Raw genomic sequence first — 16,257 nt, 5'->3', positions numbered from 1 at the left:
GGGTTGCCAATAATCCGGGCAATGTGAAACCTTTGGTTCTCATATGGAAACAATGAGTGCCGCGCCATGAGCGAGCTGGAAGACCTGGTCGCCTTCGCCCTGCTGGTCGAGGCCGGCAGCTTCACCGCCGCCGCCGAGCGCCTGGGCTGCAGCAAGGGCCAGTTGTCCAAGCGCATCAGCGGCCTGGAGCGCAGCCTCGGCAGCCAGCTGCTGCACCGCACCACGCGGCGCCTGCACCTGACCGCCGCCGGCGCCGCCCTGCTGCCCGAGGCCCAGGCGCTGCAGGCCCAGGCCCAGCGCGCGCGGCAGGCGGTGCGCAGCCTGCAGGACGAGGTGGCCGGCACGGTGCGCCTGACCGTGCCGGTGTCGCTCGGCGAGACCTTCTTCGATGCTCTGCTGCTGGATTTCGCCAGCCGCTACCCGCGGGTGCGCGTCGAGCTGGACCTGGCCAACGCCTACCGCGACCTGCTGGCCGATGGTTTCGACCTGGCCATCCGCTCCGGCGTGGAGCAGGACGAGCGCCTGGTGGCGCGGCCGCTGTTCGCCCTGCAGGAGATCACCTGCGCCGCGCCGGCCTACCTGGCGCGCCACCCGGCGCCGCAGACGCCGGCCGAGTTGAGCCGGCACCAGTGCCTGCTCAACACCCACTACAGCGGCTTCGAGCAGTGGCTGTACCACCGCCAGCACCGCCTGGAGCGGGTGCCGGTGTCCGGGCAGCTGGCCAGCAACCACTACAGCCTGCTGAAGAAGGCGGCGCTGAGCGGCGCCGGCATCGCCCGCCTGCCGTCCTACATGGTCCAGGACGAGCTGGCCGGTGGCTGCCTGCAATGGCTGCTGCGCGACTACCAGACGCGCAGCACCCCGGTATTCCTCGTCCACCCCTGGCAGGGCGCCCTGCCGCGCCGTACCCAGGCGCTGGCGGACTACCTGCTGGGCTGGTTCGAGCGCAGCCGCCTGGCGCTGGACGGCCTCAGCGCCTGAGCTCGCCGGCCACCTGCTGGATCTGCTGGCGCAGCCAGCGGCGCAGGCGATCGGCGTCGGTGCGCTCGTGCCAGATCTGCATCACCTCCACCTGCGGCAATTCCAGGCCGGCCGGCAGGGGGTGCAGCACCAGCGAGGCGTCGCGCGCCACCGCTTCCTCGGCCACCGAGCGCAGGCAGGTCAGCAACAGTTCGCTGCCGCGCACCAGGCGGCTCGGCGCGATGAAGCTGGACAGCCCGGCCGCCACCCGGCGCGTTTGCCCCTGGGCCTGCAGGGCGCGGTCGACCAGGCCGTTGAGGTCGCCGGTGAGGGTGGTCAGCAGGTGTTCGCAGGCCAGGTAGGCCGGCAGGTCGAGCCCCCCGGCCAGGCGCGGATGGTCGCGCGCGGCCAGCACCACGAAGTCCTCGGAGAGCAGGCGCTGCTGGCGGAAGGTGTCCGGCAGGTTGGCGTAGAAGCCGGCGATGGCCAGGTCGCAGGTGCCTTTCTCCAGTTCCTCGCGCGGCAGCAGGCCGCGGGTGTTGTGGGTGATCAGCAGCAGGTTGGGCGCCTGCTCGCGCAGGCGCGGCAGCAGGGCGGGCAGCAGGGTCTGTTCGATGTAGTCGGTGGTGTAGAGGTGGATGCGCTCGGCGCGCTGCAGGAAGTCGCGGCCCTCGCACTGGTCGTAGAAGGCCTCCAGCTCGGCCACCAGGCCCTGCACCAGCGGCGCCAGCTCATGGGCCCGCGGCGTTGGCGTGAGGCCGCGCGGGGCGCGCACGAACAGCGCATCGCCCAGCTCGTGGCGCAGCTTGTTCAGCTTGTGGCTCAGCGCCGGCTGGCTCAGCGCCATGCGCGCGGCGGCCTGCGAGGCGTTGCGCTCCTGGTAGAGCATGTGGAAGACCAGCAGCAGGTTGAGGTCCTTGTTGGCGATATTCACTTTTTGGATACCAGAAATAAAAGCTTTCGAATTATCGAATCATAACCGCCCGCCTAAGATTCGCCTCATCCGAACGGACCCACGTTCGCCTCATTCAACGGAGACCGCCCATGAAGACCTTCCACCCGCTGGCCCTGGCCGTGCTCGCCGGCCTCGCCGCCACCCCGGCCTTCGCCGCCGAGCCCAAGGGCCAGGTGCTGGTGCTGCTGTCCAGCGAGAACCAGCTGGCGCTCAAAGATGGCCGGCACTACGCCACCGGCTACTACCTCAACGAGTTCGGTGTGCCGGCCGACCGCCTGCTCAAGGCCGGTTACGAGCTGGTGCTGGTGACGCCCAAGGGCAATGCGCCGAGCGTGGATCAGAAGTCCGTCGACCCGCAGTACTTTGGCGGTGACGCGGCCGAGATGCAGCGCATCCAGCAGGTGGTGGCCGGGCTGCCTGGCATCGACGACAGCCTGTCGCTCGACGAAGTGCTGGCCGGCGACCTGGAGCAGTACGAGGGGCTGTTCATCCCCGGTGGCCACGCACCGCTGATCGACCTGGCCAACAACCCGCAGGTCGGCGCGCTGCTGCGCCATTTCCACCAGGCCGGCAAGCCCACCGCCGCCATTTGCCACGGCCCCATCGCGCTGCTGGCGGCGCAGACTGACCCGCAGGGCTACGAGGCGGCGCTGGCTCGCGGCGACCAGCCGGCGGCCAAGGACTGGACCTACCAGGGTTACCGCATGACCATCTTCTCCGACCCGGAGGAGGCGGTGTTCGAAGGCTCCCTGGAGGGTGCGCGCATCCGCTACTACCCGGCCCCGGCAATGGCCGCCGCCGGTGGCGACATGCAGTACGCCAAGGCCTGGCAGCCGCACGTGGTGGTCGACCGCGAGCTGATCACCGGTCAGAATCCCTTCTCCGACAAGGCCCTGGCCGAGGCCCTGCTGACCCTTCTGGAGCGGAACTGAGCGATGAAATACCTGCACACCATGGTGCGCGTCCGGGATCTGGATGCCTCCCTGCGCTTCTACCGCGATGCCCTCGGCCTGGAAGTGCTCAAGCAGCGCGAATACCCCCAGGGCCGCTTCACCCTGGTCTACCTGGCCGCCCCGGGCGATCGGGATGCCCAGGTCGAGCTGACCTACAACTGGGACACCGAGGACTACGGCAGCGCGCGCAACTTCGGCCACCTGGCCTACGCGGTGGACGACATCTACGCCGCCTGCCAGCGCCTGCAGGAACACGGCGTGACCATCAACCGCCCGCCGCGTGACGGCCACATGGCCTTCGTGCGCTCGCCGGACCAGATCTCCATCGAGCTGCTGCAGAAGGGCGAGCCGCTGGCGCCGGCCGAACCCTGGGCGTCCATGCCCAACGTCGGCAGCTGGTGAGCGCACCGTGCGCCTTAACGCCGACTTCGCCCTGCCCGTGGTGATCCGCCCGGGCGATGCGCCCTGGGTTGCCTCGCCGCTGGCCGGGGTGGAACGGCAGATGCTCGACCGCATCGGCGAGGAGCTGGCGCGGGCCACCTCCATCGTGCGCTACGCGCCGGGCTCGCACTTCAGCGCGCACGGGCATCCGGGCGGTGAGGAGTTCCTGGTGCTGGACGGGGTGTTCTCCGACGAACGTGGCGACTACCCGGCCGGCACCTACGTGCGCAATCCCATCGGCAGCCGCCACACGCCCTTCAGCCGCGAAGGCTGCACGATTTTCGTCAAGCTGATGCAGTTTGACCCGGCCGATCGCGCCGAGGTAGTGATCGACAGCCGCCGTGCCGAGTGGACGCCGGGGGCGCTGCCCGGCCAGCACGAGCTGGCCCTGCACGCGTTCGCCGGCGAGCAGGTGCGCCTGCAGCGCTGGGCGCCCGACACCGCGCAAGCGCCGCATGACTATCCCGGCGGCGCCGAGTTTCTCGTGCTCGAAGGCAGCCTGCAGGACGAGCGCGGGGTGTATCCGGCGGGCAGCTGGCTGCGCTACCCGGCGCAGTTCAGCCATAGCCCGGGCAGTGCCGAGGGCTGTCTGGTCTGGTGCAAGACCGGGCACCTCGCGCCCTAGACGCCTGTACTGGCGGGTGCGGCGGGCGGTCTTCAACTGCTCGGCGAGCAGCGCGCACCTATACTGGGAGAGAGCGGACGCAGCGGCGCCATCTGCGGCCGTCCCTGGCCCCGGCATGGCGCGGGAGGCATCCCGATGCCCGGCTTGCGCCTGCTGCTTGCCGTGCCGCTGCTGGCGCTGGTGGCCTGCACCTCCGCGCCCCCGGTGCAGGTGTCGGCATATACCTGGCGCCAGGTCGACCGCGATATCGCCGCCGCCTCGCGCAGCGCCGCCAGCCAGGCCCGCGAGCAGGCGCTGGCGGCCATGGATCGCTGGCTGGACCTGGTCTACCGCCAGACCGACACCGCCTATATCCCCTGGTTCTCCAGCTACTGGACCCAGCGCTGGCTGGGCTTCAAGGTCGCCTGGTACAAGCTCGACGGCGAAGGCGAGCGCGATGAGACCGTGAGCCGGCTCGCCCAGTACCTGCAGGAGCGGTACCAGGACCTGGTGCTGGAGCCGGTGGCCAGGGATATCGCGCCGCCGCAGATTCTCCAGCAGTCCACCCAGTTCTACCTGCGCCAGCTCGACCAGCAGCTGCCGGGCATCGCCCAGCGCCATGGCATCCCCGCGGCGCAGTTCGACCAGCATCTGCAGGCCATTGCGGCCATCGCCGTGCCGCCCGGCGCCTCGCTCTACCAGGTGCTCCGCGCCAAGCCGCTGGAGCGCCTGCCGGCCTATGCCGCGCTGATCGAGCGGATCGGTGCGCAGCCGGGCAACGCGCTGGCCTGGTCGGCGCATCCGGGCATCTCACAGGTGACCCGCAGCACCAGCGAACGCCTGGTCGACGACCTCACCACCAGCGGCGCCGCCAGCGTGATTTCCTCCATGGTCGGGCGCGCGGCCGGCCTGGTGGTGTCCATCGGCGCCTCGGTGTTCCGCGCCATGGTTCACGAGCGCGAGCGCCCGGTCACCGAGATGCAGCTGCGCCGCCACCTCAACGACGCCTTCGACGAGCAATGGCTGGCGCTGGTGCGCGACCCCGAGCGCGGCGTGATGGCCGGCATCGAGCACCTGTCCCGGCAGATCGAGGCCAGCCTCGGCGGACCCGGTGCGCTGCTGCCGCGCTACCGACCGGTGCTGGCCGATGGGCAGCCGCTATGGCGCGAGCCCTGAACGCGCCGGCGCGCATTGTTTAGCCAGGGAATAACTGAATGTGTAAAAAATGCGATTTAACCGGGATTCGCCGCCATGCGAGTCTCCTTGGCCATGACTCCCGTCGCCCAGCGTCATCGCCACCCGCCCAGCGCCAGTCCGTTACGGACCCGCCTCGGCGCCGACCGGCTCAACCCCCTGCTGACCATCATCCTCGCCTTCTGGGCGCTGTGGCACTGCCGTCACGCGCGTCCACCGGACCCCGCGCCCGCCTGCTGACAGCAAGGGCTGCGCCATGCCCGCAGCCGTCCAACCCAGCCTTGTCTGCCGTAGCCAGGCGCTCGACCATCGAGCCGGCCGTGCGGACCCCGAGCGCCGAATTGGCGCAAGCGAGCGCAACATGACGAGTTTTGCCCCCGTGCAGGAAGCCGAGGATTTCCTCGCGCACAACCCCGATATCGAACTGATCGAGCTGTTCGTCCTCGACGCCAACGGCGTGCCGCGCGGCAAGCTGCTGCACCGCGAGGAGCTGCTGGCGCTGTACCGCAGCGGCCGGCCGCTGCCGAGCACCATGCTCGGCCTGACCCTGCAGGGCGAGGACGTCGAGGACTCCGGCCTGGTCTGGGAGGTCGGCGATATCGACTGCCGCGCCTACCCGCTGCCCGGCAGCCTGGTGCGCCTGCCCTGGCGGCAGATTCCCACCGCCGCGGTGCAGGTGTCGATGCACCCGAGCGAGGGCCTGCCGGCCACCGTCGCCGATCCGCGCCAACTGCTGGTGCGGGTGATCGAGCAGCTCGAAGCCGACGGCTACCACCCGGTGATGGCCTGCGAGCTGGAGTTCTACTTGCTCGACCAGAAACCGGACGCCCAGGGCCGCCCGCAGCCGGCGCTGGACGCCGACGGCGGCCGCCCGCGGCAGACCCAGGTCTACGGCCTGCGCGAGCTGGAGCAGATCGAGCCGTTCCTCAAGGATTTGTACGCCGCCTGCAAGGCCCAGGGCATCCCGGTGCGCACGGCGATTTCCGAATACGCCCCCGGCCAGGTGGAGATCACCCTGGAACACGGCCCGGCGCTGGCGGCGATGGACCAGGCGGTGCGTTACAAGCGCCTGGTCAAGGGCGTGGCCCATGCCCACGGCATGCAGGCCTGCTTCATGGCCAAGCCCTTCGCCGAGATCGCCGGCACCGGCATGCATATGCACGTCAGTCTGGCCGACGGCGACGGCGCCAACCTGTTCGCCAGCGAGGACCCGGCCGGCACGCCGCTGCTGCGCCAGGCGGTCGGCGGCATGCTCGCCAGCCTGCTCGATTCGCTGCTGCTGTTCTGCCCCAACGCCAACTCCTACCGGCGCTTCCAGGCCAACAGCTACGCGCCGCTGGCGCCGACCTGGGGCGTGGACAACCGCACCGTGAGCCTGCGCGTGCCGGGCGGCCCGGCCCCAACCCGGCATGTGGAGCACCGCATCTGTGGCGCCGACGCCAACCCCTATCTGGCCGCCGCGGCGATCCTCGCCGGCATCCACCGCGGCATTCGTGAGGGGCTGGATCCGGGCGAGCCGGTGCAGGGCAACGGCTATGCCCAGGCCAAGGAGCTGCTGCCCACCGACTGGCTGACCTCGATCCAGGCGCTGGAGCGCTCCGGCTGGGCGCGCGACGCCTTCGGCGCGGAGTTCCTCAAGGTCTTTCTCGCGGTCAAGCGCGCCGAGTACCGCCAGTTCATGGGCGAGGTCGGCGAGCAGGACTGGCGCTGGTACCTGAGCAACGCCTGATGGCCCCTATTTGAAAGGATCGCGGCTGAAGCCCCTCCCACATGGGACGCACGTTTAGCCGCGACGACTGATGATTCATCGGTGCGCACGGCCTAGGCGGCCCCGCACCCCCTACGGCGGCTAACCGCCCTGAAGGATATGCAATGAACGCCATCACCCAACCCGTCAAACCCGCCGCCGAGCGTGCGCCGTCCTACTACTCGGCCTCGCTCAACTTTGAGACCGACTACCCGACGCTGCAAGGCAGCGTGAGCGTCGACGTGGCCATCATCGGCGGCGGCTTCACCGGCGTCGCCACCGCCGTGGAGCTGGCCGAACGCGGCCTCAAGGTGGCCGTGATCGAGACCCACAAGATCGGCTGGGGCGCCACCGGGCGCAACGGCGGCCAGGTCACCGGCAGCCTGTCCGGCGACGAGGCCATGCGCAAGCAGATGCGCAACAGCCTGGGCGAGGAGGTGGACGACTTCATCTGGCACCTGCGCTGGCGCGGCCACCAGATCATCAAGAGCCGGGTGGAAAAGTACGGTATCGACTGCGACCTCAAGCACGGCCATCTGCACGCGGCGATGAAGCCGGTGCACATGGACGAGCTCAGGGCTTCCTATGAGGAAGCTGTGCGCCGCGGCATGGGCGAGGAGGTGACCCTGCTCGACGCCGCCGGCGTGCGCGCCCAGCTCGGCAGCGAGCTGTACTGCGGGGCGATCAGGAACAACCGCAACATGCACCTGCATCCGCTCAACCTGTGCATCGGCGAGGCCAAGGCGGCCGAGAGCCTGGGCGCGCTGATCTTCGAACATTCCGAGGTGCTGGAGATCGTCCACGGCGCGCGTCCGGCGGTGGTCACCCGCGGTGGGCGGATCGAGGCCAAGCAGGTGCTGCTGGCCGGCGACGTCTACCACAAGCTCGAGCGCAAGCAGCTCAAGGGTCTGATCTTCCCGGCCATGGGCGGCATCGTCACCACCGCGCCACTGGGCGAGCTGGCCCGCGAGATCAACCCGCAGGACCTGGCGGTGTACGACTGCCGCTTCGTGCTCGACTACTACCGCCTCACCGCCGACGGCCGCCTGCTGTTCGGCGGCGGCTGCAACTACTCCGGGCGCGACTCGCGGGATATCGCCGGCGAGCTGCGCCCTTGCATCGAGCGTACCTTCCCGCAGCTCAAGGGGGTGCAGATCGACTTCCAGTGGAGCTGCGCCATGGGCATCGTGATGAACCGCATCCCGCAGCTGGGCAAGCTGTCGAGCAACGTCTGGTACTGCCAGGGCTACTCCGGCCACGGCATCGCCACCACCCACATCATGGGCGAGATCATGGCCAAGGCGATCACCGGCGATCTGGAGCAGTACGACACCTTCGCCGCCTGCAGGCACATCAAGGTGCCGCTGGGCGACCAGCTCGGCAACCCGATGCTGGCCGCCGGCATGTGGTACTACCAGATGCTGGAGAAGCTGCGCTGAGCACAGCGCGTCAGTGACGGCTGCCCGGCTGCGCAACCTCCGCGCCTGCTGCGCGCAGGCCGACGAGATTCGGCATGCGGCTGCGGATCAGCTCGGCGAACAGGCGCAGCTTGGCCGGGTAGCTGCGCGCGTGTGGGTAGATCAGGTAGACCGGCAGGGGCGCGGCCTGCCATTGCGGGATCAGCTGGACCAGGCGGCCTTCCTCGATATCGCGGGCGACTATCCAGGCCGAGCTGACGCAGGCGCCGAGCCCGGCGAGCGCGGCGCTGCGCAGGGCATAGAGGCTGTCGGTGCTCATCCGCGGCTGGATCGCAAAGCGGTGCGAGCGACCGTCACGCAGGCAGGTCAGCACCACCTCGTTGGTGTAATAGGTGCGTAGCGCCAGCCAGGGCAGGCGCTGCAGCTGTTCGGTCGAAGCGGGCAGCGGCCCGTCGCCGACGAGCTCCGGCGCCGCGACCACGATCCGCGGCACTTCACCGAGGCGGATGGCGACCACCGACGGGTCTTCGATGAAGCCGACCTGAATCGCACAGTCGATGCCCTCGGCGGTGAAGTCGGGCCGGCGATCGTGCAGCACCCACTCCACGCCCACCTTCGGGTAGCGACGCAGGTACTCCCCCAGCGGGGCGATCAGCTGGTCCTGGCCGAAGGCGTGAGGGACCTGCACGCGCAGCGTACCGCGAGGGTCTTCGCGTGCGCCGATCAGCTCATCTTCCATCTCCGTCCAGCTTTCCAGCACCTGCCTGGCGTAGGTGTAGCAGCGCTCGCCATCGCCGGTCAGCTGCATGCCGTGGGTGGTTCGGTTGAGCAGCTGCAGGCCCAGCGAGCGCTCCAGCGTCTGCAGGCGACGGCTGACGGTGGGCTGCGTGGTGTTCAGCTGCGCGGCGGCGGCCGACAGGCTGCCGGCGTCGACGATGCGGATGAAGGTGCGCAGCAGTTCGATGCGATCGAGGCTGGTGACGAGTTCGCTCATACGTAAAGTGCATAACTGATTTGCCTGGAAGGCTACTACAGCGCCTTTCGATACGCGATGAGAATGACGCCCTTGTTCAAGCCTCTGGGAAAACGCTCATGACCTCGACACCTTGCTCCCCCGCGCTGGCGCACAGCGCACCCGCGTTGTCGCGCGGGCTCGTGCTTCTCCTGGCCACGGGGGCCGGGCTGAGCGTTGCCACCCTCTACTACAGCCAGCCGATGCTGGGTGTGCTGGGCGCCGACATCCAGGCTGGCGAGCGTGCCGTCGGCATGGTGCCGATGCTGACGCAGCTCGGCTACGCCCTGGGCATCCTGCTGCTGGCGCCGCTGGGGGACCGCTACGACCGGCGGCGGATCATCCTGGCCAAGGCCGGCATGCTGATGCTGGCCCTGCTGCTGAGCAGCATCGCGCCGGGCGTGGGGGCCCTGCTGGTCGCCAGCCTGGCCATCGGCCTCGCCGCCACCATGGCCCAGGACATCGTCCCGGCCGCCGCGACCATGGCCCCGGAGAGCGAGCGCGGCACGGTGGTGGGCACGGTGATGACCGGTCTGCTGCTCGGCATTCTGCTGTCGCGGGTGATGAGCGGACTGATCGCCGAGCAGTTCGGCTGGCGCGCGGTGTATGGGGTGGCGGCGATCTCCATCGCGCTGTTCGCCCTCGGTGCCTGGCGGGGCCTGCCGCGCTTCGCCGCGACCACCTCGCTGGGCTATGGCGCGCTGCTCGGCTCGATGCTGAAACTCTGGTCGCGCTATCCGGCCCTGCGCCGTGCGGCGCTGGCCCAGGGGCTGTTGTCGGTGGCGTTCAGCGCGTTCTGGTCGACGCTGGCGGTGATGCTGCATGCCCGCTTCGGCCTGGGCAGTGCGGCGGCCGGGGCGTTCGGCCTGGCCGGTGCGGCGGGTGCCCTGGCGGCGCCTCTGGCCGGGCGCCTGGCCGATCGCCGCGGTCCCGAAGGCGTGACCCGCCTCGGCGCGGCATTGACGCTGGGCTCGTTCGCCCTGCTGGGTCTGGTCGAGGCGCTGCCGTTCGAGGCCCAGCTGGGTCTGATCGTGGTCGCCGCCATCGGCTTCGACTTCGCCATCCAGGCGACGCTGGTCGCCCATCAGACCATCGTCTACGGCATCGACCCGCCGGCGCGCAGTCGCCTGAATGCGGTGCTGTTCACCGGCGTCTTCGTCGGCATGGCGAGCGGCGCCGGGCTGGGCAGCATGGCGCTGGCGCAGTGGGGCTGGAGTGGGGTGGTGGCGCTGGCCATCGTCGCCTCCTGTGGCGCGTTGCTGGTGCGGCTGCTGCCGGCATCCAGGCCGTGACGGACCTGGTCGAGCGCATGCCAGTGGAGCGGGGCAGAGCGCTCTGGGACGCGGCGCTGCCGGCCCAGGGTCTGGCCCGCTGGACAGCCTCCTCCCGACTTCTGGACACAAAGGGCCGCTGCGCGGGCGCGGGCCGGATAAAGCTGTCCGAAATCCTGGAAACGACCTGCGCTTCAGCCCGCTGCTGACGCCAACTCATTGAAAATATTGAGCCTTGCCGGTTGGCATGAATATTCCAAAGACGCCAGGGCGAGCGTCTGGCGGGCAGCCGCAGTTCGGAGCTGTCCCAGGGTGGTTCGCGCACCTCCAGAAAACAACGTCAATAACGGAGTACGCCCATGACCAAGCGATCCTTGCCCCCAGGCATGGCGGATCAGCGTCTTTGCCGCTTTTTCACTGCCGCCCTGTGTTCCCTGCTGATGCTCCTGCTGTGGCCGACCACGGTCACGGCGGGGCAAACTTACTCCTACACCTCGCCACAACAGGCCTACAGCGGCTCGCGGGAGCGCACTTACAAAGTGTATGTTCCCGCCGGAATAACCAGTCCGGCGCCCCTGGTCATGGCCCTGCATGGCTGCAAGCAAAGCAACGACGACGTGCTCAACGACTGGGGGCTCAAGGCGGCGGCGGATCGCTACGGCTTCATTCTGGTGGCACCCTTCATCACCAGCTACGACGGCCTGCGCAACGAGAACTGCTGGGGCTTCTGGTTCGAGCAGCATGTCCACCAGGGCGGCGGGGAGGTCGCGGACCTGCACCGCATCGCCCAGCAGGTGGAAGCCAACTTCGTCATCGACGCCAACCGGCGCTTCATCACCGGCCTGTCGTCCGGCGGGGCCATGGCCCTGGTCGCAGCCGTGGCCTACAACGAGTACTGGGCGGCGGCGGCGCCGGCGGCAGGCTTGCCATACCGGGAAACGGCGTCTTCGGTCTCGCTGTCCGGGCAATGCCCCGGCTCGGCCACCTTCCGCAGCGTCAGCCAGGTTGCGGCCGACATGCGCAGCGAAGTCAACGACGCCTACCCGATCCCCCTGATGATCCTGCAGAACAAGAACGACTGCACCGTGCTGCAGACCGCGGCCAACACCATGCGCGACGCTCAGCTGCAGGTGTTCGGCAGCGCCAGCCGCAACACCCCGGCGACCACCAAGGCCTCCGATACCGGCTGCTCGCCCTACCATCAGAACGACCATGGCTGCCGTCGCATCGCCTACACCCAGGACGGCACCACAGCGACTCGTTCGCTGGTGGAGACCGTCATCTACGACGGCCCGCTGAGCACGCCCAACACCCTGGATACCAACCACGGCCATTACTGGATCGGCGGCGCCCAGGGCAACAACGGCAAGTGGTCGGTACAGGTCGGCCCGAGCTACCCGGACATCGTCTGGGACTTCTTCAGCCGCCACAGCCGTGACGGTAGCCAGCCGCAGGGGCATCCGGTAATCACGCTGAACGGCGACAACCCGCTGTCCTGGCCGCTGGGCAGCGCGTTCAGCGATCCGGGCGCCACGGCGAACGATCCGGAGGACGGCAGCCTGCCGGTCAGCGCCGACTGCAGTGCGGTGAACCCGAGCGTCGTCGGCAGCTACAGCTGTCTCTACTCGGCCACCGACAGCGACGGCAACCGCACCACGCTCACCCGTACCGTGGAGGTCTACGATCCCAGCGCCCCGGTGGAAACCTGCCAGGTCGTCAGCGCTTCGCCCTATGCCCACATCGGCGCCGGTCGCGCCTACGCCGGCGGCACCTCCAACCTGCGCGCCTACGCCAAGGACGACGGCGTGGACATCGGTGGCTCGTTCGACACCTGGAGCAACGTTCCGCTGTACGAGGGTGAGCCGGGGCGCTGGTATGCCCAGCGACCCGCCGCGTGCGGCGGCAGTGGCCCGGGCTTCACCTGCCAGGAGTGGAACGCCAGCAATCTCAGCCACGTGATGGCCGGGCGCGCCTATTACGGCTACTACACGGTCGGCGGCAACCAGTACCTGGGCAGCCTGTCGGGGCTGAGCACCTGGGTCAAGGAAACCGCCCAGGGCCATTTCCAGACCGGACGCTGCAGCAACTGAGGCGGCGCCTGGCGGGCAGGAGCGTGCCCGCGCACGGCTGAAACGAGAGGCGAGTGCCGTTGACGGCTCGCCTCTCACCCCCCTCCGCCCCGTCAGGCGGCCTGTCCGGATTTCTGGACATGTCTGGCGGACTCTTCGCGCAACTGTCCAGATTTCAAGACTTGGCCGCTGTGCTGGGTGAGCGAGTGCCTTCTAACTTGTTGTTTTATAAAGACATTGAAAGCTGGCACAGAGATCGCATTGGCGTATGGGCTAACGGCTGGCGCCGCTGCGGCGCGGAGCATTCCGCGTCGGCGCGAGCGACCGGGCCGTTGTTCGAAAACAATTACAACAAGAAGGAACTCCAGCATGTCCGTCACACATTCGTTTTCCCGCCTGACCCTGGGTATCTCTGCCGCCGCGCTGCTCGCCGGCAGTCTGCTGGCCGGCCCGGCGCTGGCCAGCGAGAAGATCCGCTGGCAGGTGCCGTTGGCCTTCCCCTCCCACCTGGTCGGCCTGACCACGCCGGTCAAGCACCTTTCCGAATCGCTCAAGGCCATCTCCGGCGGCGACATCCAGCTGCGTTACTACGAGCCGGGCGAGCTGGTGCCGCCGTTCGAGATCATGAACTCGGTGAGCAGCGGCAAGTACCCGGCCGGCTACACCTGGATCGGCTACGACCAGGGCAGCATCCCGGCCCTGCCGCTGTATTCCGGCGCGCCCTTCAACATGGAGCCGCCGGCCTACCTGGCCTGGTACTACCAGGGCGACGGCAAGAAGCTGCTGGAGGAGATCTACGCGCCGCACAAGATCCACCCGATGCTGTGCAGCATCATCGGCCCGGAGGGCGCCGGCTGGTTCGCCAAGCCGATCGAGCAGATGAAGGACTTCGACGGCCTGCGCATCCGCTTCGCCGGCATCGGCGGCAAGGTGCTGGAGAAGCTCGGCGCCTCGGTCACCATGATCCCCGGCGGCGAGATCTACCAGGCGCTGGAGCGCAAGACCATCGACGCCACCGAGTTCTCCCAGCCGGCGATCGACAAGATGCTCGGCCTCGACCAGATCATCAAGAACTACATCATGCCGGGCTGGCACCAGACCCTGACCACCTCGCACCTGCTGGTCAACCAGGACGTGTGGGACAAGCTGGAGCCGCAGAGCCGCGCGCTGATCGAGATGGGCTGCGAGTCGGCCACCCTCAAGGGCTTCGCCGAGAGCGAGTGGGCGCAGCCGTTCGCCCTCGCCGCCTACCAGCAGGAAGGGGTCAAGCCCCAGGTGCTGCCCGCACCGGTGCTGCAGGAGCTGCAGAAGGTGACCAACGAGGTACTGGACGAGATGGCCGGCCAGGACCCCATGTTCAAGCGCGTGCTGACCAGCCAGCGCGAGTTCATGGCGCAGTACGCCGGCTGGAACCGCATGGGTTACCTGCCGCGCGACTTCAACCAGCAGAACTGATCGCCCAGCGCGAACCCGCACGGGCCCGGCATCGCCGCGGCCCGCTGCACCTGTCTGCCTGATTCGTTCGAGGTTCCCCGATGCAACAACCCGCATCCGCCGCTCGCGCGCCTGGCGCCGAGCTGCCGCACAACCGCCTGTCCCACCTGCTGGAACGCTTCATCGTCGCCATCGGCCAGGCCAGCGCCTGGTTGTGGATCGCCGTGCTGCTGGTGGTGCTGTGCAACGTGTTCAGCCGCTTCGTCCTGGCGCGCGGCTCGATCGCCCTGGAGGAGCTGTCCTGGCACCTGTTCGGCGCCGCCACCCTGCTGGCCCTGGCCTACGCCGTGGTGCGCGACGACCACGTGCGCGTCGATGTGCTGCGCGAGAAGTTCGCGCTGCGCACCCAGGCCTGGATCGAGCTGCTGGGCATCGTCCTGCTGGCGCTGCCGGTGATCGTCCTGATGATCGACAGCCTGCTCGCCTATGCCCACACCGCCTTCGTCTACCTGGAGCATTCGCAGGCGCCCAGCGGCCTGCCCTATCGCTTCCTGTTCAAGAGCGTGCTGCCGCTGGGCCTGGCGCTGACCGCCATCGCCCTGTTCGCCCGCGCCACGCGCTGCAGCACCCTGCTGCTGAATTTCCCCCGGGCCATCCCTGCGCCTGACGCCGACCGCGATGGCGGTCCGACGCATCCCTGATCACGAGGCTGAAAAGATGGGTCTGGAACAAATTCTGGTCATCGCCATGTTCGCCGCCTTCATGGGCCTGCTGCTGCTCGGCTTTCCCGTGGCCTGGTCGCTGGCCGGCGTCGGCCTGGTATTCGCCGTCGCCGGCCATGTGCTGGTGGAGTATTTCGACGCCAACCTCTGGTTCACCTGGGGCGGCACCATCGGCGTACTGGACGCGCGCATCTACGGCATAGTCGCCAACGAGCTGATGGTGGCGCTGCCGCTGTTCATCTTCATGGGCATCATGCTCGACCGCTCCGGCATCGCCGAGCGCCTGATGCACAGCCTGGTGCGCGTGCTCGGCCCGCTGCGCGGCGGCTACGCCGTCACCGTGGTGATAGTCGGCGTGCTGCTGGCCGCCTCCACCGGCATCGTCGGCGCCTCGGTGGTGCTGCTCGGCCTGCTGTCGCTGGGGCCGATGCTGCAGGCCAACTACAACAAGCGCCTGGCGGTGGGCACCGCCTGCTCGGTGGGCACCCTGGGCATCCTGATTCCGCCGAGCATCATGCTGGTGCTGATGGCCGACCGCCTCGGTACCCCGGAGGCCTCGGTGGGCAAGCTGTTCATGGGCGCGCTGATCCCGGGGATGATGCTCGGCGTCCTGTATGTGCTGTACATCCTGATCGCCGCCTGGCTGAAGAAGGACTTCGCCCCGGCGCCGAAGAACCGCCAGCCGCTGGACGCCCGCGCCCTGCTCGACGTGTTCCTCGCCGTGGTGCCGCCGCTGGCGCTGATCCTCGCCGTGCTCGGCTCGATCTTCTTCGGTATCGCCACCACCACCGAGGCCTCGGCGGTGGGCGCCGCCGGCGCCGTGCTGATGGCCTACGCCAGCGGCCGGCTGAACCTGGCCGTGCTCAAGGAGTCGCTGTACCAGACCAGCCGCACCACCGCGTTCATCTTCGGCATCTTTATCGGCGCCACGGTGTTCGCCGCGGTGCTGCGCGGCCTCGGCGGCGACGACGTGGTGCGCGCGGCGCTGACCAGCCTGCCGTTCGGCCAGACCGGCGTGCTGCTCACGGTGCTGCTGATCACCTTCCTGCTGGGCTTCTTCCTCGACTGGGTGGAGATCACCCTGATCGTCCTGCCGCTGGTGGCGCCGGTGCTGTTCGCCATGGGCGTGGACCCGCTGTGGTTCGCCATCCTCTTCGCCCTGTGCCTGCAGACCTCCTTCCTCACCCCGCCGGTGGGCTTCGCCCTGTTCTACATCAAGGGCGTGTGCCCGCCGGGGATCACCACCCGGCACATCTACCTCGGCGTGCTGCCCTTCATCCTCCTGCAACTGCTCGGCCTGGCCCTGGTGTTCCACTTCGAGGCGCTGGCCACCTGGTTGCCCAACGAGGTGTATGGCGGGCCATGACCGCCATCGCCGCATGCGCGATGCCCTGCCCAGGTGGCAGGGCTTGCGTCATTTCCCGGATCAACCGATGGAGGCGCAACTGCCATGGCCATTTCCCGCGACGACCTCGAC

15 protein-coding genes are annotated in these 16,257 nt (G+C 68.8%); 13 read left to right on the top strand and 2 right to left on the bottom strand.

The features are described 5' to 3' along the window. The first annotated feature begins 66 nt into the window (after window positions 1-66). Window positions 67-981 carry a LysR family transcriptional regulator gene (locus EA796_RS21060; protein WP_122110035.1) on the top strand — a complete coding sequence of 305 codons (915 nt, stop codon included), beginning with the start codon at window positions 67-69 and terminating at the stop codon, window positions 979-981. On the opposite strand, the gene EA796_RS21055 is transcribed toward EA796_RS21060, so the two are convergent. Then, window positions 971-1,894, bottom strand: coding sequence for a LysR family transcriptional regulator (locus EA796_RS21055; protein WP_122110034.1), 924 nt, complete (start codon window positions 1,892-1,894; stop codon window positions 971-973). The two genes, EA796_RS21060 and EA796_RS21055, sit on opposite strands and share 11 nt — an antisense overlap. A 110-nt stretch (window positions 1,895-2,004) precedes the next feature. Here EA796_RS21055 and EA796_RS21050 point away from each other — a divergent pair, with 110 nt between their 5' ends. From EA796_RS21050 to EA796_RS21020, 7 genes are all read left to right on the top strand, one after another. Further along, the gene (locus EA796_RS21050) at window positions 2,005-2,847 is read left to right on the top strand and encodes a type 1 glutamine amidotransferase domain-containing protein (RefSeq protein WP_122110033.1); all 843 of its coding nucleotides are present in this window, start codon (window positions 2,005-2,007) and stop codon (window positions 2,845-2,847) included. Between the two features lie 3 nt (window positions 2,848-2,850). Continuing rightward, a complete protein-coding gene (locus EA796_RS21045; protein WP_122110032.1) occupies window positions 2,851-3,270 on the top strand; it encodes a VOC family protein in 420 nt (139 codons plus the stop codon). Window positions 3,271-3,277: 7 nt separating this feature from the next. Further along, window positions 3,278-3,934, top strand: a complete 657-nt coding sequence (locus EA796_RS21040; protein ID WP_122110031.1) for a cupin domain-containing protein — start codon at window positions 3,278-3,280, stop codon at window positions 3,932-3,934. Between the two features lie 135 nt (window positions 3,935-4,069). Then, window positions 4,070-5,089, top strand: coding sequence for a hypothetical protein (locus EA796_RS21035; protein WP_178082589.1), 1,020 nt, complete (start codon window positions 4,070-4,072; stop codon window positions 5,087-5,089). 75 nt (window positions 5,090-5,164) lie between these two features. Next, the gene (locus tag EA796_RS21030) at window positions 5,165-5,347 is read left to right on the top strand and encodes a hypothetical protein (RefSeq protein WP_082457777.1); all 183 of its coding nucleotides are present in this window, start codon (window positions 5,165-5,167) and stop codon (window positions 5,345-5,347) included. Between the two features lie 121 nt (window positions 5,348-5,468). Next, window positions 5,469-6,836 (top strand): glutamine synthetase family protein, encoded by a 1,368-nt coding sequence (locus EA796_RS21025; protein ID WP_122110030.1) that lies wholly within the window; start codon window positions 5,469-5,471, stop codon window positions 6,834-6,836. Window positions 6,837-6,979: 143 nt separating this feature from the next. Further along, window positions 6,980-8,293 carry an FAD-binding oxidoreductase gene (locus EA796_RS21020; protein ID WP_122110029.1) on the top strand — a complete coding sequence of 438 codons (1,314 nt, stop codon included), beginning with the start codon at window positions 6,980-6,982 and terminating at the stop codon, window positions 8,291-8,293. A 10-nt stretch (window positions 8,294-8,303) separates the two neighbouring features. On the opposite strand, the gene EA796_RS21015 is transcribed toward EA796_RS21020, so the two are convergent. After that, window positions 8,304-9,266 carry a LysR family transcriptional regulator gene (locus EA796_RS21015; RefSeq protein WP_122110028.1) on the bottom strand — a complete coding sequence of 321 codons (963 nt, stop codon included), beginning with the start codon at window positions 9,264-9,266 and terminating at the stop codon, window positions 8,304-8,306. 98 nt (window positions 9,267-9,364) lie between these two features. On the opposite strand from EA796_RS21015, the gene EA796_RS21010 reads away from it, so the two are divergent. From EA796_RS21010 to EA796_RS20990, 5 genes are all read left to right on the top strand, one after another. Further along, the gene (locus EA796_RS21010; protein ID WP_122110027.1) at window positions 9,365-10,576 is read left to right on the top strand and encodes an MFS transporter; all 1,212 of its coding nucleotides are present in this window, start codon (window positions 9,365-9,367) and stop codon (window positions 10,574-10,576) included. Window positions 10,577-10,914: 338 nt separating this feature from the next. After that, the gene (locus tag EA796_RS21005; protein ID WP_122110026.1) at window positions 10,915-12,645 is read left to right on the top strand and encodes a PHB depolymerase family esterase; all 1,731 of its coding nucleotides are present in this window, start codon (window positions 10,915-10,917) and stop codon (window positions 12,643-12,645) included. A 348-nt stretch (window positions 12,646-12,993) separates the two neighbouring features. Beyond that, window positions 12,994-14,079 (top strand): TRAP transporter substrate-binding protein, encoded by a 1,086-nt coding sequence (locus EA796_RS21000; protein ID WP_122110025.1) that lies wholly within the window; start codon window positions 12,994-12,996, stop codon window positions 14,077-14,079. Window positions 14,080-14,159: 80 nt separating this feature from the next. Further along, complete coding sequence (locus tag EA796_RS20995; RefSeq protein WP_122110024.1) at window positions 14,160-14,759, top strand: TRAP transporter small permease subunit; 600 nt, start codon at window positions 14,160-14,162, stop codon at window positions 14,757-14,759. A gap of 16 nt (window positions 14,760-14,775) precedes the next feature. Next, window positions 14,776-16,146 carry a TRAP transporter large permease subunit gene (locus tag EA796_RS20990; protein ID WP_122110023.1) on the top strand — a complete coding sequence of 457 codons (1,371 nt, stop codon included), beginning with the start codon at window positions 14,776-14,778 and terminating at the stop codon, window positions 16,144-16,146. The last annotated feature ends 111 nt before the right edge of the window (window positions 16,147-16,257 follow it).

It is taken from the genome of Pseudomonas sp. AOB-7 (genome assembly GCF_003696305.1).
Lineage (GTDB): Bacteria > Pseudomonadota > Gammaproteobacteria > Pseudomonadales > Pseudomonadaceae > Aquipseudomonas.
The sequence above is the reverse complement of the archived record's forward strand: the minus strand, read 5'-3'. Positions and strand labels throughout refer to the sequence as shown.